Origin of the sequence: Rahnella bonaserana (assembly GCF_019049675.1) — a bacterium.
GTDB lineage: Bacteria > Pseudomonadota > Gammaproteobacteria > Enterobacterales > Enterobacteriaceae > Rahnella > Rahnella bonaserana.
The window spans coordinates 77,725-98,843 of record NZ_JAFMOW010000051.1 but is presented as its reverse complement, the minus strand read 5'-3'; the positions used below and the strand labels follow the sequence as shown (position 1 = coordinate 98,843).

The following is a 21,119-nucleotide window of genomic DNA, read 5'->3' as shown; positions in this document are numbered from 1 at the left end:
TTAGCCCCCCCCCCCCCCCCCTTGCGTGATATAAAAACTGGCAATAATAAAAAAATTTCCGGCTGCTATGCGTCACCTTTTATATTTTTCATTCTTATTCGAATGTTTATAAGATTAAACTGCGAGGCATCCTGAAGCGAAAAAGTCACGCTGAGGGAAATCACTGAGTTTAAACTCTAAGGCTTAATGATGTTAAACAAACGCCCTCTCTACACTCATTACACAGGTTCGCTGTTACTCGAAAATCCACTGCTGAACAAAGGTTCGGCCTTCAGCCGCGAAGAACGTCTGGCGCTTAATCTGAACGGATTGCTGCCAAATCAGGTGGAAAGCATCAGCGAACAGACCGACCGTGCATACACCCAATTTTCTGAATTCAAACGTGATATCTCCAAACATGTTTATTTACGCAATATTCAAGACACAAATGAAACACTCTTCTATAGCCTGATCAATTCTCATTTGGAAGAAATGCTGCCGATCATTTACACCCCGACCGTTGGCGAAGCCTGCGAGCATTTCTCTGATATCTACCGCCGCGCCAGAGGGTTGTTTATCTCCTACCCGGATCGTGACCACATCGATGAAATGCTGCAAAACTTCTCCAAAAATGACATTCAGGTAATCGTCGTCACTGACGGTGAACGTATTCTGGGGCTGGGCGATCAGGGCATCGGTGGGATGGGTATTCCTATCGGTAAACTGTCTTTGTACACCTCTTGCGGCGGAATTAACCCGGCCAATACATTGCCGATCATGCTCGACGTCGGCACCAATAATGTGCAACGCCTCGATGACCCGCTGTATATGGGTTGGCGCCACCCGCGCATTACCGACTGCGAATATAATGAATTCATGGATATATTCATTCAGGCGGTGAAAACACGCTGGCCGGACGTGTTACTTCAGTTCGAAGATTTCGCGCAAACCAACGCAATGCCCTTGCTGGAGCGTTATCGTGAAGAGCTTTGCTGCTTCAATGATGATATTCAGGGCACTGCAGCTGTCACGCTAGGTTGTCTGATTGCCGCCAGCCATGCCGCCGGAACGCAACTACGCGACCAACGCGTAACTTTCCTTGGCGCGGGTTCTGCCGGCTGTGGTATCGCAGAAAAAATTGTTGCACAGATGATTGCCGAAGGCGCCACAGAAGATGAAGCGCGCAGCCAGGTCTTTATGGTGGATCGGTTTGGCCTTCTGACGGATGACATGCCGAACGTGCTCGGTTTCCAGCGTAAGCTGGTCACGCGTAAAGCCAACATTACCCACTGGAAAGTAGATGCACAAAACATCTCGTTGCAGGACGTAGTTCACAATTCTAAACCGACAATTCTGATTGGCGTTTCCGGGCAACCGGGACTGTTCACTGAAGAAATCATCCGTGAAATGCACCACAACTGTCACCATCCGATCATTATGCCTCTGTCGAATCCAACGTCCCGCGCAGAAGCCCGCCCCCAGGACGTGATTGCGTGGACCGAAGGCGCCGCGCTGATGGCCACCGGCAGCCCATTTGCGCCAGTTTATTATCAAGACCGTACTTACCCGATCCCGCAATGTAATAATGCGTACATCTTTCCCGGTTTAGGTTTAGGGATTCTGGCCGCCAAAGCGCGTCGCGTTACTGATAGTATGTTGCTAGCCGCCAGTCAAACGCTGGCGAGTCTTTCCCCGCTGGCAACCACTGGCAAAGGTTCACTGTTACCGGCTATCGCCGACATTCAGTATGTGTCGAAAGTGATTGCCGCCGAAGTCGCCCGTGTGGCGGTGCAGGAAGGTGTGGCGCCGGAAATGTCACCAGAGACGTTGCAAAACCGTCTTGATACTGAATTCTGGAAGCCAGAATACCGGTCTTACAAGCATTCGTCGTTCTGATCATTTGTTTGGCCGGAGAGATACCGGCCTTTTTGGATCTTGGTATAAGTCCTGGTAATAAATGTTAAAGTTCAGCATTCTGCTGGTTAGCAAAACCGACGCGCCCGACAACGGAAAATGCAGTGCTGAGTCTTAAATCTCCCCAGATTCATCCGAAACAGATTCACTTCAACACCTTCTTCAACGGCAAGCGTGATGCCTAAATTCCCAGCACTGAAACCTTCACACCACGCCAGCAAGGCGGCAACCAAGCGGATTTGTTATCCCGCGATAATCTTTACCAATGGCGTTAGGGGTATATCAAGTTGCAGATTTGGCACTTCACGATCAGTGTGCGCTATAAACATATTGCTGTGGGACCTCCGGGCGAACGTATGAGTATGCGGATAGGAATAACTTTTTATCGCCGCGATAATCTTGGGGATTATCGCTTAAGCCTGAGACCCACGATGGTCGATCAGTAAATTGGGCTTTGAGCCAAACAAATAAACGTCAGAGATAGCATAATGTGTAAACGTCGTTTCGCCTTCACGTTTCATGGATGTACTGCCATCAGCCCCCGCCAGCCATACGTCGGCGCCGCAAATATCTGGATAATCGAAGTACTAAGCAGTTTGACCGGATCCAGCATATTACCAGCAGAATCGCGACGCGCCGTCGTCCAATTCTGGCTGCCATGCCCCGTTTTAGTGTGCGCCTCCCCAGCATAGCTATAACAAAATGCCAGCAATAAAAAACATTAAAAACATTAAAAACATTAAAAACATTAAAAACATTAAAAACATTAAAAACATATAGTTAACAAGTTAGCGGCAATATTTTCACTCACTATTGTCTGCCATTTCGAAAGAACATAAGCACGCCTGCAGCAGTAGCGTGGCAGTTTTTGCCATCACCGTTATTTACCCCTACCCTCTTTTATACTGTTTACATATATACCCCCGGGTCCGCTAATCTACTTTTCCTTTTGTGAATAAAGCTACATCCATTGTTTCCCCTTTAACAAAATCACCGTATGTTGCGGTTTTTGCCAGCCTATCGTGTGGAGATTTTCTGTAGACGTCAAAGAGAGGGTTTTCTGGTTGCTGTGTTATAATGTATTTGGATTCAGCGGCTTGCATACCGTCTGGTCCGGTCGGGCGGCAGCGACGGGGGCGTTGCTGACCGCCCTATCTCCCCTCCGCCCGTTGGGCTTTTTCCTGTATACCGGCCCCCCAAAACGACCGATCACCATTTTGGTATTTATTCCGCTCGATAGCGCCAGTGGTTTTCAACATTTTGTGTTTAATGACTGGGAAATCGCTGACACTTCTATTCTATTGTGTGGATTAATCCACGCCGGTGCAGCTTAACCTCCGTTATTTCAGGCCTTCCTAGGAAAGTCTGCAACGGCCTGTAAAACCGCCATCCTCTTCGAATTTTGTCAAATAATCCCAGCTCTCATTGAAAATGAAACCATGCCGAATACTAGAAGATGTCCGCAGTATAACCAGTAGAAGGTTTGTAGCGGTAAAAAGCGTTTCTCTTTCATTTTAGTGTTACCCGTTAAAGTAAGCATAAATAGCGGTAAAAACAGCGTGGGAGTAATTTGCGAAAACGACCACTTTTAGCAGTGATGCGAAGCATTTAAACTGATCAGAGATAAAATCCCAACAAGTAGTAATGCCTTTCCCGGCATGACGCAGGCTAACATCAGAACTGAGATCAACACAAAGGCAATGCCAGCTAAGTCATAACTGGCAAGTGAGAGTGGCCAAGCGAAGATTGTGATAAGAAGAATGCTTTTCATCCAACAATAATGTGTCCTGGGATAGACCCAGGCGACCTGTTGACTTCATACTGCAAAGACGAACAATATGTTCAATGCAAACTAGGACTGATGATCATAATTTGTACAAACCCGGGACGCTCACGCCTATGTTTTGAGCAACTTTAAGGGCGGTTCTGCTTCGATTGCAGAGCTCACGGACGGCTTGAGCTCTTTCTTCCTGACTGAAGCATTTATTTGTAATTGAGCGGACAATCAGAGGGCGCCGGTTGGATATATTTCTACAATCCAGCGCTTACGTAATACGTCGCTGGGATATCCGATGGCTCGCCGAGCAAACGCCAGACAACCACCCTGCGTCAGATTATGTTCCACAGCAGCGATTTTTTTCATCTGTGAGTATCGCTGTCTCGATTTTAATTCTCTCGGTAATTCGTCAGTTTCTTCATAAATTCACACCCAGCGACCGAGCTGTTTTATGGATGGATATCCCAGTTCTCTGATGACCGCAGAGGCTTTTATGCCATATCGATAATAGAGTTCAACAGCCTCAACCCTGTCATCATATGAATGTATTAACTCTCTCCTGAGAGTCTAAAAAATCGTTCGCATCCCCACATCCTCTCTACTTTTATGTAGATGCTTTTTTTTCCATTTTGCAGGGGATATTTTAAATTTTTTAGTAAATGAACGCGTGAATGTTTGTGGAGAATCGAAACCGTATTTCAAAGAGACAGACAAAATAGAATTATTATTGAGAAGTTCCAAGGAAGCTTTCTCTAATTTACTGTCATTTATATATTTGGCGAGTGTTTTGTTAGTATACTCTCTAAATATACGCTGCAAATGCCATTTGGAATAGCCTGACTTTTTAGCTACTTCAGAAATATTTAACTTTTTCTCAATATTAGAATCAATCCAATCCATCAAAGATTGTACAAAAACTTGGTGATTCATAGTGATAAACACTCTTATTTGACTCTAAAAAAATGAATGTACAAATCTGGGGGAGAACTTACCCCAGACTTTATTATTCAACCTTTAATCACATAATTCTATGAGCTCAATGTGAACGAACGAGTGGTTCTACTCCATAAGTTTTTAAGCGTCATCGACAAAACTGATTAAATTCAAACTATCGTGTTACGCGAAGCCCACCTTCGATGCCATGTGTAAACACGAACTGCCATAACTGAATATTTCTCGACCTGAAAGCGCCTGCGCATGATTTAAGATAATAACTAAACATACGATAAAAGCGTTCAGAATATTTATCTTCAATTTCTGGCCAAAACATTTCAAAACGATCATGCCATGCCATCAACGTTTTGTCATAATCATTACCGAAGTTATGCAAATCCTCAAGGACGAACCAAGGTTCACTGGCTTTTGCAACGTGCAATATAGAAGGTAAGCAGCCATTAGGAAATATATACTTGTTAATCCACGGGTCGACATTGATACTTGTTTCATTCGAGCCAATAGTATGTAGCAAGAAAATTCCATTTTTTTTGAGGTTCTTACATACTATATGGAAATACTCTTCATAGTTCTTTGGCCCCACGTGTTCAAACATACCAACCGATACAATCCGATCAAACTGCATATTTAAGTCACGGTAATCCTGCAGGACTATTTTAACGTCCAAACCTTTGCAACACTCTTCTGCAAGTTTTTTCTGTTCTTGAGATATAGTAATTCCAGTTACTTTCACCCCATAATTTCTTGCAGCATAGCTTGCAAGTCCACCCCATCCGCAGCCAATATCTAGGAGGGTCATTCCTTCAACTAAGTTTAGCTTTTCGCAAATGAGTCTAAGTTTATTTTCTTGTGCTTGAAAAAGATCTTCTGCCGTATGCCAATAACCGCATGAATATTGCATCCAAGGGTCCAGCATTAAACTAAATAAGTCATTGCCAAGATCATAATGCTCCCTACCAACGATCCATGCCCGATTCCGGGATTGTAAGTTGAAAAACTTCGCACTCATTATGCGAAGAATATCTTTAACATCCCTGCTTAAAGCACTCCTTACGTCAGCTTTCATTATACGACTAATAAACTCATCAAGAGCTTCGCAATCCCACCAGCCATCCATATAGCTCTCTCCAAGACCTAGGGAGCCATCTTTTAATACTCGTTTATAAAAAGAATTATTATGGACTTTGATATCAAAAGGTCTTGTTCCATTAATTTTTATGTCCACCTCTGCCAGTAAATTATGGCAAATATGCTGCCAAGGTGTCACCTTAATGTTACTAACTTCGGACTTTAAAGAACTCATTATGTTATTCCAAAATAAGAAATCAATAAACAAGTACTATAAGTACGTGTTTAATATAATTTCATTGTTTTTATTAATATGTTCTGTTGATTATTTTACAAACTATTAACTATCATTTAATTAATCATAATATCATGAATGAACAAGTTGCAATCTTCATACGAAAATACAATAAGTATTCCTTATACGCTATAAGATGAAATATAATATTTTGTAGGACGAGTCTTACATTTGGAAGGAAAGTGAGGGCTTTAGGTTCTGTCGCAGTAAAACTGCCGACAGGTAACATGCTGTTTTTTTTCATGTTGACTGCTCATGCCTCTGATACGAAAAGCTTATAAACACCTGCATTACTCCATTGTTTTTTTTGCCCAATATGTTTGTTGATGTCTGGCTTGTACCCTCAGCCTATGTAATCTCGAAGAAATGATGGCTGAGCGCGGCGTTATCGTTATCCATTCTACGCTTCACAGCTGGATTATCCGCCTGGTGCCGCTAATGTATTGAAGTGGAATACTTAATCTGGCCACCTGAATAGAGGTGATATCATCGCCTCATAGTCAAAACAGGTGACATTATGACCCGACGTAACAGACGTAATTTTAGCCCCGAGTTTCGCCCCGAAGCTGCCCAGCTTGTACTCGATCAGCACTACACCGTTGCCGCCGCTGCAACGGCAATGAATGTCGGTAAATCCACGATGGATAAATGGGTTCGCCAGCTTAAAGAAGAACGAGCAGGGAAATCCCCAAAGGCCTCTCCGATGACGCCTGAGCAACTTCGCATTCGTGAATTAGAAAAACGACTGTAATGTGTTGAAATGGAAAACGATATATTAAAAAAGGCTACTGCGCTCTTGATGTCAGACTCCCTGAACAATTCTCGTTAGTTGAGAAACTCAGGACGCGGTTTCCTGTTGCCTTTATTTGCAATGTGTTCGGGATCCATCGCAGTAGCTATCGGTACTGGCTAAGCCGACCGCAGAAACCTGATGCAAAACACATCATTATACTAAGCCTGGTTCGTGAAGTTTATCATGTCAGTAATGGCTCTGCGGGGGCCCGGAGCATTGCCGGTATGGTCAACGCAAAAGGTGTTCCGTTGAGTCGCTGGCGGGCCAGTAAGATAATGAAAGAGCTGAATATTGTTAGTTACCAGCAACCGGATCATCGCTACAAAAAAGCCACAAAAGAGCATGTGGATATCCCTAATCATCTGGATCGCCAGTTTGCAGTAACGGAACCTAATCAGACCTGGTGCGGCGAAGTGACCTACATCTGGACGGGCAAACGCTGGGCTTATCTGGCGGTTGTTCTGGATGAATTTTCCCGCAAGCCAATAGGCTGGACGATGTCGTTTTCTCCGGACTCAGGTCTGACAGGAAAAGCATTAACGATGGCCTGGGAAGCCAGGGGGAAACCGGCTGACGTTATGTATCATTCTGACCAGGGAAGTCACTATACCAGCAGGGAATTCAAACGGTTACGGTTACTGTGGCGTTATCGTATAAAGCAAAGCATGAGTCGCCGTGGAAACTGCTGGGACAACAGCCCAATGGAACGATTTTTTCTCAGCCTGAAATCAGAATGGGTACCGAACAGTGGATACGCTAATTTTAGCGAAGCATATAGATCAATAATGAATTACATCATTGGTTATTACAGCCAGCTAAGACCCCACCAATATAACGGTTGCTTAACACCCAATGAATCAGAGCGATTGTTCTGGAAAAACTCTATAACTGTGGCCAGTTTTTGCTCACCACTTCATTCAAAATAGTTTGCATTGAATAGCATCCTTTCAAGCACAACCACATTTCTAAATCATTAATAGAATTCATAAAATAAAGCAAAATTTAGAAAAAATCGTAGCAATACGTACTTACCCGCTGCGTTCTCATCCCTCTCATCTATTGTCATTCATCGATTCATTTTCTACATTCCATTTAACTACATTAACTAATAAAAATTGAGTTTGAAATAACTTTTTCGCATAAGGTGCTGCAGAGTTTCTTTATGTTTACATTCTAACAAGACGTCACTTTTAGAGAGTTTTATATAAAGTTGATTCGGTATCCCGAAATTCGGGTTGGTAAAGCTAACGGCATTCCGAACAAAAAAATGAGGGGTGCGATTATATCTTCACAATTGATATTAAATTGACCAATGTCATGAATGAAATAAAATAAGTTCGAATATAATTTAAGGATCGCTCACAATGCGCGTATGAAAATAACGTATTGAGTTACATGATTGTAAAATTATTATATCCTTTAAAAGGAGGTGGAGTTATTTTTATCAAAAACCAACACTCGATTTAACAGCCATTTAAAAATAGCATTAAAAACCAAGGAAAAAATCTTCTAAAATAATTTATTTTATTTAACATTGAAAAATAGCACATGAAGACAATCAGTAAACTATTACTAAAGGCTTAACAACGCCATAAACTCTCGCTTTAACATTTAGTCCAAAAATCCAATTGTTATGGGTCTCCAGACATTAAATTTAAAAGGGGTACACTCATAGGATACAAAATTAATTCTTAACAATGACTTATTAGTCCGAGTTTTAGATGTAATTAATTGTGACATGTACATTTGAATATATGGCACTCCTTGCGAAATTAACTATTAAACTATCAAAAATACTATGAAAAAGTCCGCATCCTGCATATTCACTTCCATCAACCATCAAATACACTATGCAATGAGCTTTATTGGCGGGGGGGTTGAAGTAATTAGTTTTATATTCTTATTCAAAGCATTGATCGGATTTATGACCTCGAATTTAATATTCGGCATAAACACTTTCGCTAATGGCAAATTTGACTATATTTCATTATATCATATTGGCATCGTAGTTACCTGGATGCTAATTGCAGCAATTCATCAGTTATGCATGATTAAATTCACGAAATTCAGAAAGAGGACGCCTTGGCATGGGTATGCAATTTCATTAACCATAAATTGTTTTTTATTAACTTCTTTTATTTTTGTAGGGCAATACATGCTAACTTCTGGTGTCTTAGGTAGCCTGCCAACCCCCGCAATAACACCGCTTATAATAATAGGACTTATGTTTATGTATATCCAAAACTACTTAATTAAAAGTGGAGGAACAAACTATCCTACGACGACATCTGTCGTGACCACTGTATATGTCCTAATGACAACAAGTCTTGTGAATTATTTAAATCATAATATTTCAAAATCAAAGCGGCAGGCTTCACTTAGAGAAGGCTTGCATTATCTGCTTGTTCTTATCCATTTCTCAGCAGGTGCATATATTACTGCGAAATTAAGTTCGCACTTTGGATTTTATAGTTTATTTTTAATGTTGTTTATTCTTATTGCAGTAACAATGAACACATGGTTCGCTCACAGCCGGTTTATTTGCTCCGGCAGTGATGAAAATTTAAACGACAAACCACTCAAATAAATTAATTAGATGCCAGCCTTTGTGTTCTAAAAAAAATTTTAGAAAAAAATCTGGCATCTTCTCAAACCTTAAATATTCATTCGTGATTTATATATTCTCTAATAGAGAGAATAACAAATAGATTTCCTCAACCGCTTACCCTTGGCATATTCTTTCCATACGTAGTTTTGGTCAGGGCTCTTCTAACCGGCTTCAGTATTGGATTGCGCGTTTAGTTAATTATACCATTACCTGTATGCTCATCCTTTCTACAACCCGTCACAAATTGAGAGAATATATGAGAACGCTTCCTGGAGGGACGGTAATCATTATAATTTTTAGATATATAGCTGATCACTGAACTGGTTGAATCAGAGTTATTTTATGTCTTCACTGCGATTGTGCCACTTAAAACCATCAATAATCTTAAATCTACATCGTTATATCATCCAAACATTTCAGACACTTGGCCACGCATTAATACGAAATTCATCGCTCAAGTCAGACTGGAGGGCATCGTACACCTCGGCAGCAATAGTCTTGTCAACTGTGCTTACAACGTCGTAATTACCTTCTACCCAAGCCATTAGCTGATAAAATCGGAGCACATGCTTTTGATTAATATGAAATCCTTCAGAAGACAATAGATACCCTGTGCGACGATAATCAACATCCTTATGCTCTAAGGCAAATTCGGTGATAGGAACTCATCAATGTGCATTCGGCATTGTGCCTGCAAGCATAGTTCTATTGAGACCATCCCGGGAACCTGGAGACACAGCGGTGCGATAGAATGTCCGCATGACACCATGCCATTTTCACACTTCTTGTCTTTCTTCTCATGTACGGGGAGTTTGTTTTTTTGAGCTGTGCATACAATATATGATGCCGCAATAACTCAGACTATTACTGACTAAAAGAACATTTGTGGGTTATTGGTAGAATTAGCAGCACAAAGCCGCAAAAATGAAGACTAAATTGATTAAAGAGAGGTTACAGATTTTTTATCAGTAAGCGCCGAAACCCCTTCCTTTTGAACTGAATCGGAAAAAACAGGCAAGAGAAAATGAAAGTATTGGCGTTAAGTAGGGGGTTCTCACCGTGTGACATGAGCAATATGTGCGGATACTCAATAAATTAGGATGGGGCGAACAGGTTCGCCCCATGATACTTAGCGCTATCAGCTTTTTTTATATAACAGATAATATTCGCTAGCCATTTTCTTCAACATGCGCCCAATTTGGGCATATTGATATTCGTTAAGATTTGCTAAAGACACGCGACCTGATGGATGTTGGCTACCAAACCCTTTACCCGGCAGTAGCACGATCCCAGTTTCCGACGCAATGCGGAAAAACAATTCATTATGAGAGAAGTTATTACGTAACCACTGGGCAAAGTCTGAATCAAACAATTCGGTTGCGATGCTTTCTAAATCTAGCAAAGTGTAATAGTCAACAGAGTACGGATCTTGTGGGATTGATACGCCAAGTTCACGATAAAGGGTGCACTGACGCTTACGGATAACTTTCTTCAGTACATTTTTGTAAAGATCATCTTCATCCATTAACGCAAATAATGAAAACATCACCATCTGAATTTGCTGTGGTAGTGAGAGACCCGCAGTATGGTTGAGGGCGACTGCACGGCTATCGGCTACTAGTCGGTCGATAAAGTGCAGCTCTTCTACATTAGTAATAATTGAGTTGTAACGGCGATTTAACTGTTCCTTCGTTTCCGCAGGTAAGTTTTTCAGTTTTTCATCGAGCACATTGTCTTTATGGATCGCAATGGTACCCAGACGCCAACCGGTAGCGCCAAAGTATTTTGAGAATGAATAGACGAGAATCGTATTTTGCGGACAAACTGCAAAGAGAGATATAAAGTCATCGGCAAAAGTACCGTAAACATCGTCTGTAAGAATAATAAGGTCCTTTCGGTCATTATCAACAATGCTCTTGATTGTATCCAAACAGCGTTCATCGAGTCTAACCGAAGCAGGGTTGCTTGGGTTAACACAGAAGAAAACTTTGATCGCAGGGTCTTTCAACTTCTCAAGTTCAGCGTCAGTATATTGCCAATTATTTTCTGCATAAGAATTGATCTCTACAATTTCAAGACCGTACTCTTCAAGTTCCGGAATTTCAATATAGGGAGTAAAGACAGGCATTCCGATAGCCACTTTGTCACCCTTTTTGACAAGGTTATTCTCTTTAAGTGAATCGAATATATACGCCATGGCAGCTGTACCACCTTCAACGGCAAAAACTTCAATATCATCAGTTGAAGCATCACTTCCTGACATTTCACGCAGTAGATAATGTCGAACTATTTGTTCACTGATTTTTAACATACGTGAAGGAACCGGATAATTACAACCCAGGATACCTTCTACAAGTTCTTGAAGATAACCTTGTGCAGATAAGCCGAGCTGATCTTTAACATAGCTTATGGTACTGCGTAGGAAGTTAACTTCTGGAAGGTGTCCATTTTCGTTAGTAAAACGTTCGAAACGGTCCATCATTCCTTCACCATCTGGAATGCCACCAATGTCTTGCTTCATATAGGAATAAGAAAGCTCAGATTCACTGGTAGCAAATAAACCTAGCTGAAAGAAAGCTCGGCGTGGCAACGTGGCCAAAAAGTTAGGATTACCACGACCCGCATTTAACATAGTATGATTTTTATCGCTTGAAGCGTGCTGGATAAGCTCATCTTTGAGTTCAAATGGGCTAAGTTGAGCAAGTTTTTTTAAATCAGTCATAATATAGTCTCTTTATATTTAAACAAGTGCAACAATTAATGGGCCTAATAATGTTAAGAAAACATTAGCCAAAGCATAAGTGATCGCGAATGGAACTGTAGGTACTGAATTTCCTGCTTTAACCAATATTTCACCAAATGCTGGATTGGCACTTCGCGTACCCGATAATGCACCGGCGAAGATTGCGGTATTGTCATAACGTAAAATATATTTACCCACCAACATCGTTATGATTAAAGGAATGATGGTCACCACCACACCAATAAAGAATATTGAGATGCCACTGTGTGCTATTGTATGTATGGCTTGTTGACCAGACTGAAGGCCTACGACTGCGACAAATCCTGCTAGTCCGAGGTCTTTCAATAGGCCAGATGCTGCTGTGGGCATATTCCCCATCACCATATGACGGGTACGATACCAACCGAAAATCAAACCAGAAAATAGAGCGCCTCCCCCTGCACCTAGAGTTAATGGGATCGAACCAATATGAACAACAGCCAACCCAATTAATAAACCAACGGCTACACCGATACCGTGATAAATAAAATCAGTTTTCTCACTGACCGCGATGACAGGACCAATTTCCTGAGCGAGACGTAGAATATCTTCATTCAACCCATAGACAGTAACAATATCCCCAGCCTTAATGGTCGTTGAACTTGAAAGAGGGATACGTTTCTGCCCTCTTGCAAGATTTAAGAAATAGATGCCATGTCGTAGAGCCTTACTGGTAGTTTGTAGTTGCGAGATGGTTTTGTTTGCATAAATTTTGTTAGAAATGACGATATCCCGGGTGACTACAACCATTTCCATCCCGTCAGTATCGGTCGTTTCTGGACCAATTAGTTCATCGAGATGAACCATGCCAGCCCGTCTACCAACAATTAACAAAATATCTTCATTTTCCAAAACTAAATCGGAGCTTATGCCTAGAATGCCCCCACGACGTTTTACTCTTTCAACAGTAATTTTCCCTGCCAATGCAGAATCTTCAATTTGCGAAACAGTTTTACCCGCAGCATAAGCAACTTTAAAGACGCGTCCTACCAAATCGGGAAGCGCTGGTGTTTCACCAGGTTCGTATTTTTTTTGCCCACTTAACAAAGCGGCTTCGGCTTTAATCGCATCCTCACGCAATCCACGGCGCATAAACCATGGGAGTATGTTGACACAAATAATGATGGCCCCAAGGGAGCCGAAGATATAGGTGACCGCATAACCAATAGCTACATTTGACTGTAAGTGTTGAGAGATGTCTGGCGCTAAGCCTAATTTATCTATAGCTGAACTGGCTGTGCCAATAATCGCTGACTGAGTAAGTGCGCCTGCAGCGATGCCCGCTGCGGTACCTTTGTCGAGATCAAACATTCTGGCTAAGATCACAACGGTCATTAAACCACTGACAGCTAAGACAACTGCAAGAACAATCTCCTTAATGGATTTCAGCCCCAGTGAACTGAAAAACTGCGGGCCGCTTTCAAAGCCAACCGCATAAATAAACAGTGCGAACAATACTCCCTTGATACCATCATCAATAGTCACGCCGAACTGGCTTAAAATGACTGAAATGACTAACGCACCAGCTACACCACCTAATTGAAACTTGCCAAACTTAAATTTTCCAATCCATGTGCCCAGAGCGAGCGCAATGAATAGCGCTATCTCGGGGCTCAAATGGAAGATTGAGTGTATAAAATTCACGACCTATAATTCCTCATGAAGAATAAAGTATAGATTGATTTCACTTACCAAAATGATAAATGAATATTCTGATCCCAAGTCAATAATATTACTTAGCACACTTCAACCCTACAGTTGCTCTGCGCTTTTGGAGGCTGAATTATATTGCTCTCACAGAGCAAAAAATAATGACCCAGATCAATCAAAACTGCCTAGGTTGATTTTGTTAAGGTTAATTATTATAAGTTTCCGGATTCCCGAAAGATATTAGTAGTGATATTTCGGGAATCCGGAAATCTGTATTTTATATTTATTTATTTTCATAACTAATAATCGCATGGGGAATTTTATACTCCGGTTGTTCTTTTATACGCAGGTAGTGAGCATGACCAGATGTATGCTATAATTTCATAAATCTACATCACATCCGATCTATCGATACCCAACATGGGTTTGATCATCGAACGATTTGTTGAGGTTCCATGAGGCGTATCCTTTCGACATTTTCAGAGGCTCTCTCGCTAAAGAGGTCCATCAATCTTCGTCAAGCTCTGATTGTACTAATAATGATAATCATTACCTATTTTTCTTCTGCTGGGATTCTTATTTACACTGAGCTTAAACATCAAATTGATTTTTTGAGTTATCAAATCAATCAAAAAAGTCTTGAGTTAAAACTTCGGGTAAAGCGATACGAGTTTATTCCCTATTCACTTTCACTTGATGACAAGATCACGCATTTCCTCCTTAAACCCAAGAGAACCAGTAAAGAACAGGAAACGTTGAGCCATTATCTGCATTCAATACAGCAAAATACAGGTGCGTTGGCGGTCTATCTTCTTGATGATCAAGCATCTGTTGTTGCTGCCAGTGATATTGGCACCAAGGCTAGTGCGATAGGTAAAAATTTATCATATCGTCCCTATTTTAAAGATGCTAAACAGGGTGAGACCCTGGGCTATTATGCTGTCGGGACCACGAATTCAGTTTCCGGCTACTATCAGGCGCATGGCATTTTCGTTGAGGGGGTTAAAATTGGAGTCATTGTAGTTAAGATAAACTTGAATGAGTATCTTAACAATCGCACCGTTGGCTACCAGACCGTTTTACTGGACAGAGACAAGATTGTTGCCTGTTCTTCTAATCCTGAGTGGTTCTATCATGCACTTAAGACGTTACCGGAATCAGAGAGCAATAAAATCAACCTGGAAAAAAGGTATTACAATAACAATATCAAATATACTGAAGTCAAGCATAAAATGTTCCTTGGCGACAAAGCAGGGATAATTCATTTCAACAAAAAGTATTTTATTTATACTTATCAATGCATCCCTGAATTCAAAATGGTAATAGCTACCCTACTACCTCTAGAAACAGTTATAATGAACACGCTACCTGATGCGATTATTATAAACTTAATTTTAATTTTAATTGTCATCTTAGTATTTATCGCAAAACAAAGAAATCAGATTTCTAAACTTAAGCTTGAAAAGCAACAGGTTCTCGAGCACCAAAACGAAAGACTGGAATTTTTGATTGCTGAAAGAACAAAAGAGTTAGAAAATAAAAGCATATTTCTCGAAAATGAAATAAAAGAACGAATTAAGACTGAAGCTATTCTGAGAAATACCCAAAATGAACTGCTACATAATGAAAAACTTGCCGTCATAGGACAATTGTCGGCCGGCTTAGCTCATGAAATCAATCAACCATTATCAGCTATTAGCATGATGTCCGCTAACACATTAAAATTTATGGATATCGGTGAGATGGATGAGGCGAGAGAAAATATAAAACGTATTTTACGCTCTGTTAATTTTATTGGTCAACTCAGTAACCAGCTTAGAACTTTCTCCAGAACGGGAGATGATACCGTAAACCCTGTATCGGTAAAGATTAGCATTGATAATGCAATGCTGCTTCTGAGTCATAGGTTTAAAAAAATAGGCTGCACCTTTGTCAAAGCTACCCAAGACGTTTGGTGTATGTGTAATAATCTAAGACTTGAACAAGTACTGGTAAACCTCATCAGTAACGCCCTTGATGCTGTCATGGTTAATGATTATGACCGAGTCATTTATGTGAGGGCGTTTATTGCGGGGAATTATGCCGTCATAGAAATTGAAGATAACGGGCCAGGTATCCCCCCAGAGATCAACGAGTCTATATTTGAACCCTTCTTTACTACCAAGAAGACCCATGGTTTAGGATTAGGGTTGGCCATCTCTGCCGATATCATCAAGTCTTACCATGGTACCTTACGCGCAAGTAATGGTGAGCGCGGTGCATGTTTTACCTTACGCCTACCACTGGAAAAAAAATCATAGTAAGGAGTGAAATGATGAATAACGTCGATGTTTTGGTAATAGAAGATGATTTGGATGTTCAGCTTGGCTGTGTCCAGGCTTTAAAACTTGATAAAATTCATGCAGTGGGAGTTGGTTCAGTAGAAGATGCTCGCTATTTTCTTCCGGCTTTGCGTCATCATGGTGTCATTGTGACAGATATGCAATTACCTGGCATGAGTGGTTTTGCCTTTCAGAAAAGTTTTAATCAGACTGACCGAGATGTACCTATCATCATTATTACCGGTCATGGAGATATCGAAACCGCCGTTGAGGCAATGCATAATGGTGCCTACGATTTTCTTCAAAAACCTTTTAGCCCTCAACAACTCACGAATATCGTCAGACGAGCACTCGATAAACGTAGATTGACCGATGAAAATCGCCAACTCCGCCGCAGACTTATAGATGCCAGTGTGCTGGAGAGCCGCATTATAGGTAACTCGGTAGCCATTACAGAAGTAAGAGAAAAAATAAAAGATGTGGCAACGATACCCGCAAATATCATGATTTATGGCGAGACGGGAACGGGTAAGGAGTTGGTTGCCAAATGTATCCATGATCTCAGTGAACGAACCGGCCCTTTTGTCGCACTAAATTGTGGAGGAGTACCCGAACATTTATTTGATAGCGAGATATTCGGCCATGACTCAGGTGCATTTCTTGGTGCTTCCAAACAACGTATTGGTAAAATTGAGTATGCCGATAAGGGAACGCTGTTCCTTGACGAAATCGAGAGTATGCCGTTAAATTTACAGATTAAATTACTGCGTGTTTTGCAAGAAAGGTGTTTTGAACGTTTGGGCTCTAATCAATCCTTGGCGATAGACATAAGAATCATCACGGCAGGGAAAAGCAATCTTCAGGAGCTGGTCAACGCAGGACAGTTTCGTTCAGATCTCCACTTTAGGCTAAACGTAATTAATATTGAAATGCCACCATTACGTGAGAGAATAGAGGATATTCCCCTACTTTTCAGCCTCTTTGTCCATCAGGCTGCATTATCGTTTGGTCGTAACATTCCAGAAATTAACCGCTCCTTTTTACACGTGCTGATGTCAAAACAATGGCCGGGGAATGTGAGGGAATTGCGTAATCAAGCGGAAAGATTTGTACTTGGCCTACAGGACGTTAAAAGTGAAGATTGTATTGGAAAGTCCCTTGCAGATATTGTCGAAAGCTTTGAGCGCAGTATAATACTCGATGAGCTTAATCAACACGATGGAAATTTAACCAAAACGGCTGATGCGCTAAATATAGCCAAAAGCACGCTTTTTGATAAAATCAAAAAGTACTCTTTACATTATTGAATTTCTTTAATTGTTGATCACTGAATGCCTCGTAGCCACTCCTGTTGTTTAGAGTTAAGCATATCACCTCTATACATGTGGCCAAATTCAGTAAATTTCTTCAACCGCGCAAAAGAAGTCTCAGTGATTAATTACGTCCAGGAAGGTCAGACGACGTTTACGGGCCACCTTGTCAACCTTACGAGGATTTAGAATGAACAATGTGCATTTAAAGTTCTTGAAGGCGTGACGTTAGCATCTGAAAATCTCATCTGCTGCAAAAAATGCTCCCGCATGAGAGGAGGCACATCCGGCGTCCGCGGTTTGGGGTCGGTGTTTAACCATCCCCTCTCTTTGCATCTGGATGAGGTTGTAAAAGAATCCCGGGCTCTCTCGATATCGTCGTTTCCCTGAATCAGGGAATTGGAAAATCAGCCGATATCATTTTCTGCGCCATAGATATACTCTTTACTCGAGAATTATCTTTCCAAGTTTTCTGATCTTCTTTGATAATTCTCTTTTAATAAATCGAACTAAAAAACCTGACACTTCGCATTGAAAATATACTTATAAAAAACCCTCATCGTAGTAGGGATCGTATTGATATTTTGCAATACTTTGATAAAAAGAGTTTCTATTACCTAGCTGTAATTTAATTATTAGTCGATGACGACTGGCATAAAAGGCTTTCGTAGTTATTTTCAACCGTTCAACGGATTCATGCATAGTAAGACCATCAAATATACACATCATCACGTCATTCTCGCGTTTTGAAAGCTTGTGCTTAACTTTATAATTACACCGTAAATTATCGACAACAAGACAAATTAGAACATCATCCAAACCACTGTGCTTATCAATAAAAATAATATTTTTCAGTGACTTGAGAGCATAGTAATCCAGGTCATTGGAGATAAATGCAAAAATCTTTTTCCCATGGAGTACGTATTTTTTAACCAAGGAATAATCCGTAGTTTCGATATCTATGATGCAAAAATTTTGTCTAAGTAATTCCCCCCTTAATAACTTGCTAAAACACAAGTTGAAATAATAATTATTAGATATTATAGAATCAGAACAACACATACATCCCTCTACGCAAAGCTTACATAAACATTGCCGTAAGATTTACATACTTCATGAGCAAAAAGTATCAGAGCAGGATGCAGACGTTGTCAGGTTTTCCCTACAGAAGTAATCGTGTTGTTGAATAAATTCCACCTCAAGCCGACAAGGTTAAATTAAAATTTCATCAATGCTTGCTCATTTCTTGCAGGACGAAGGGCAATGAATCACGAAGGGATGGATTGACAACGCCGCTATGGTCTAACCCGATATAACGGTGCACCTCGGCACGCGTTCCCGCATGCTTAATATCTTGTGCAAATTTGACCTGCATATCAGTGGGTACATTCACGTCTTCATCACCTATACCAATAAAAACCGCATGATTAATCTTCAACGTTGGATAAACGAGATCAGGTAGCAGATTTGACAAGACATTATAAATATCTGGTTTAACGGTATTCTCCATGCTCAGTCTCTTCACTAAGACTTGCTCTGTTTGTTGATGAATACACTGTGTTAACGCGTCTTTTAATAAGGGTAAAGCAACAGGTAGAAAATAATTCTTTGCGTCAAGTCCGGAGGTTCGGTTTGCCGCAGAATGATACATATAGAAAATATAGGGGATCTTTGGATCACCGCTTGCTGGGCTTTCACGAGGTGAGGTCAACAGACTTTTAACGGCTGACATGTCTTGCGGAAAATAAGGGGTGCCAGTGAGCACGGTAGCGACGATATTGAGCGAGGGTGCGTAGGTGGGTTGATACCCAGCACTTGAAAAGGCAGCATGTGCGCCCTGCGACTGCCCAACCAATACCAGTTTATTTTGCAGAGGGAATGACGTAATGGCTGCATTTGCCGCATCCAGAGTACTCCACGCTTCGCTACGTGCGTGGAGATAATGATGCAAGCCTTTTGACCCCAATCCGGCATAATCGGGGGCTACGACGGCAAATCCTAAGGAAAGCCAAGTATTGAGATACTGACTGTCACGGGCCGTGCGCGCATTAAGTGAAGGAGCACAATCATGGGCCACCCCAACAGTACCGTGCAACCAAACAACGACAGGCCAGCCAACAGAAGGCGCGACGCCCTTTGGTATAAAGACAGCCGCACTGTCCACGCGTGGAGTGATACCGTCAATACCGTCGACAGAGGGATACTCGATACGATACTGCTCCGCAGCCTCAATGAGACCCCGGCTTTCAGGAAGACGTGTTTGCCAAATCATATCACCGCCCCTACCCGTTAACTGAGCGAAGGCAATCGGGCAAAAGAGCCAAATAAAAATCCCCCACCAGCGCACAGGCTTCATAAAACATAACATTTCAAAGCGTCCAGGTTAACAGAGTGTGATCAGGCATCTGGTTCACCTGGATGACTTAAACGAAGTTTTTATTATTTAAGACTGTGCACTACACTTCCACCGCCCGTTGTATTGCATCAGCGAGAGGGGCAATGCTTGCCGTTGCTGCCCGAAGTTGATGCTCAATGCTTTGGCCATCATTAGCATCTGCAAGTGTGGCTTTAATTAATTCAAGTGCAGTGTTGACGGCAATAACGCGCTGTTTTTGGATTTCAGATGTTTCATGAGGGAAATAATTTTCTAACATACAGCCTCCTTGTTGTGTGTTGCTCTTTTACCTGCAAAGCAAGGTTATCTTAGTTCTTCTTTCCTTAACCAATCTTAAATGAAACTCAGTAGACTCTCTTTGATGCATCATCTTTTCTTTAAGACACATACTCACATTGAATTGTTGGGTATTACATGCCCTTTATTGATTACCTTTGTAGGGATAAGACTACATACTCAGGACGCGGCACTCATATACCTTATCGGTAGAAAATTATATCATGATCACAAATCTGATATTAGTGTTCAGGAGAGCATTACGTGATTCTACGGCCTCCCGAACAGATATGTATTGAAAATACACCAACCAACGGCTTCTTTTTACTCATTGGATATGTGCATGCTTTATCAAACTCATATAAAATCTGCTCTTGTTTTTCTTACTATGCTCTCGCCATTCACGCATGCCTCCGAATTCAAATCTGGCCAAGAATATCAGGTCATGTCGCATAACGTGTCCTGGATGCCGGACACGGTAGAATTCTTTTCGTTCTACTGCCGCCCATGTTATTTATTCAATTATGAATACCATATCGGTAAAACCGTAAGCCAGAATATGCCTGAGAATACCCATTTTGTGAAATATCACGTTAGCAGCATGGGCAGCCTCGGCAATGAGTTAACCGAAGCCTGGGCTGTTGCAATGGTGCTAGGGATTGAGGATAAAATTGAGAAACCTCTTTTTGATGGCATCCAGAAAAACCACTCCGTCACTAACGCCAAAGATATTGAATATATCTTCAACATGGCTGGGGTCAGTACAGAATCTTATGAAAATGTTAAAAACACCTTACCTGTGAAGTCCCTTATTTATAAACAGAATGAAGCCGCTAAAGAACTGCGGGTTAACAGTACCCCGTCTGTGTATGTGTCGGGTAAATACTTTATCAATAATGGTGGCGTTGGGATATCTGTCGGTAATAGTGTCGAAAATTACACTGCAAGGTTCTCTTCATTGGTGAATTACCTCTTAATTACAAAGCCGTAACCTTCT

Annotated in this window: 11 protein-coding genes and 3 pseudogenes; 7 read left to right on the top strand and 7 right to left on the bottom strand. The window is 41.3% G+C overall.

The features are described 5' to 3' along the window. Positions 1-189 precede the first annotated feature (189 nt). On the top strand, positions 190-1,875 hold the full coding sequence (locus tag J1778_RS03835) for an NAD-dependent malic enzyme (protein ID WP_420804062.1): 1,686 nt from the start codon (positions 190-192) through the stop codon (positions 1,873-1,875). A gap of 1,889 nt (positions 1,876-3,764) precedes the next feature. On the opposite strand, the pseudogene J1778_RS03830 reads toward J1778_RS03835, so the two are convergent. From J1778_RS03830 to cfa, 3 genes and pseudogenes are all read right to left on the bottom strand, one after another. Continuing rightward, positions 3,765-4,219, bottom strand: a pseudogene (locus J1778_RS03830) (IS3 family transposase); the annotation flags it as partial. Positions 4,220-4,237: 18 nt separating this feature from the next. After that, positions 4,238-4,600, bottom strand: coding sequence for a helix-turn-helix domain-containing protein (locus J1778_RS03825; protein ID WP_217172062.1), 363 nt, complete (start codon positions 4,598-4,600; stop codon positions 4,238-4,240). Positions 4,601-4,778: 178 nt separating this feature from the next. Next, complete coding sequence (gene cfa / locus J1778_RS03820; protein ID WP_217172061.1) at positions 4,779-5,927, bottom strand: cyclopropane fatty acyl phospholipid synthase; 1,149 nt, start codon at positions 5,925-5,927, stop codon at positions 4,779-4,781. A gap of 315 nt (positions 5,928-6,242) precedes the next feature. Here cfa and J1778_RS03815 point away from each other — a divergent pair. The 3 genes and pseudogenes from J1778_RS03815 to J1778_RS03805 form a co-directional block, all read left to right on the top strand. Next, positions 6,243-6,428 (top strand): annotated as a pseudogene (locus J1778_RS03815) (IS6 family transposase); the annotation flags it as partial. A 76-nt stretch (positions 6,429-6,504) separates the two neighbouring features. Further along, a pseudogene (locus tag J1778_RS03810) lies at positions 6,505-7,706 on the top strand (IS3 family transposase). An 872-nt stretch (positions 7,707-8,578) separates the two neighbouring features. Beyond that, on the top strand, positions 8,579-9,367 hold the full coding sequence (locus tag J1778_RS03805) for a YoaK family protein (RefSeq protein WP_217172060.1): 789 nt from the start codon (positions 8,579-8,581) through the stop codon (positions 9,365-9,367). 1,159 nt (positions 9,368-10,526) lie between these two features. Here J1778_RS03805 and J1778_RS03800 read toward each other — a convergent pair. Then, entirely contained in the window at positions 10,527-12,110 is a 1,584-nt protein-coding gene (locus J1778_RS03800) for a bifunctional aspartate transaminase/aspartate 4-decarboxylase (RefSeq protein ID WP_217172059.1), read from the bottom strand. 18 nt (positions 12,111-12,128) lie between these two features. Continuing rightward, positions 12,129-13,814, bottom strand: a complete 1,686-nt coding sequence (aspT, locus tag J1778_RS03795) for an aspartate-alanine antiporter (RefSeq protein ID WP_217172058.1) — start codon at positions 13,812-13,814, stop codon at positions 12,129-12,131. A gap of 545 nt (positions 13,815-14,359) precedes the next feature. Between aspT and J1778_RS03790 the strand changes: the two genes are divergently transcribed. Together J1778_RS03790 and J1778_RS03785 are read left to right on the top strand one after the other, a co-directional pair. Beyond that, complete coding sequence (locus J1778_RS03790) at positions 14,360-16,120, top strand: ATP-binding protein (RefSeq protein ID WP_217172057.1); 1,761 nt, start codon at positions 14,360-14,362, stop codon at positions 16,118-16,120. Between the two features lie 14 nt (positions 16,121-16,134). Next, on the top strand, positions 16,135-17,448 hold the full coding sequence (locus J1778_RS03785; protein WP_217172056.1) for a sigma-54-dependent transcriptional regulator: 1,314 nt from the start codon (positions 16,135-16,137) through the stop codon (positions 17,446-17,448). Between the two features lie 1,231 nt (positions 17,449-18,679). On the opposite strand, the gene J1778_RS03780 is transcribed toward J1778_RS03785, so the two are convergent. Together J1778_RS03780 and J1778_RS03775 are read right to left on the bottom strand one after the other, a co-directional pair. After that, on the bottom strand, positions 18,680-19,807 hold the full coding sequence (locus J1778_RS03780) for an alpha/beta fold hydrolase (protein ID WP_217172055.1): 1,128 nt from the start codon (positions 19,805-19,807) through the stop codon (positions 18,680-18,682). Positions 19,808-19,907: 100 nt separating this feature from the next. Further along, positions 19,908-20,105, bottom strand: a complete 198-nt coding sequence (locus tag J1778_RS03775; protein ID WP_120508645.1) for a hypothetical protein — start codon at positions 20,103-20,105, stop codon at positions 19,908-19,910. A gap of 360 nt (positions 20,106-20,465) precedes the next feature. On the opposite strand from J1778_RS03775, the gene J1778_RS03770 reads away from it, so the two are divergent. Then, positions 20,466-21,113, top strand: a complete 648-nt coding sequence (locus J1778_RS03770) for a DsbA family protein (protein WP_217172054.1) — start codon at positions 20,466-20,468, stop codon at positions 21,111-21,113. Positions 21,114-21,119 lie beyond the last annotated feature (6 nt).

Coding starts and splice junctions, on each gene's coding strand:
- J1778_RS03835 (WP_420804062.1), top strand. CDS start 190: ATGTTAAACAAACGCCCTCTCTACACTCATTACACAGGTTCGCTGTTA.
- J1778_RS03825 (WP_217172062.1), bottom strand. CDS start 4,600: ATGAATCACCAAGTTTTTGTACAATCTTTGATGGATTGGATTGATTCT.
- cfa (WP_217172061.1), bottom strand. CDS start 5,927: ATGAGTTCTTTAAAGTCCGAAGTTAGTAACATTAAGGTGACACCTTGG.
- J1778_RS03805 (WP_217172060.1), top strand. CDS start 8,579: ATGAAAAAGTCCGCATCCTGCATATTCACTTCCATCAACCATCAAATA.
- J1778_RS03800 (WP_217172059.1), bottom strand. CDS start 12,110: ATGACTGATTTAAAAAAACTTGCTCAACTTAGCCCATTTGAACTCAAA.
- J1778_RS03790 (WP_217172057.1), top strand. CDS start 14,360: ATGATAATCATTACCTATTTTTCTTCTGCTGGGATTCTTATTTACACT.
- J1778_RS03785 (WP_217172056.1), top strand. CDS start 16,135: ATGAATAACGTCGATGTTTTGGTAATAGAAGATGATTTGGATGTTCAG.
- J1778_RS03780 (WP_217172055.1), bottom strand. CDS start 19,807: ATGAAGCCTGTGCGCTGGTGGGGGATTTTTATTTGGCTCTTTTGCCCG.
- J1778_RS03775 (WP_120508645.1), bottom strand. CDS start 20,105: ATGTTAGAAAATTATTTCCCTCATGAAACATCTGAAATCCAAAAACAG.
- J1778_RS03770 (WP_217172054.1), top strand. CDS start 20,466: ATGCTTTATCAAACTCATATAAAATCTGCTCTTGTTTTTCTTACTATG.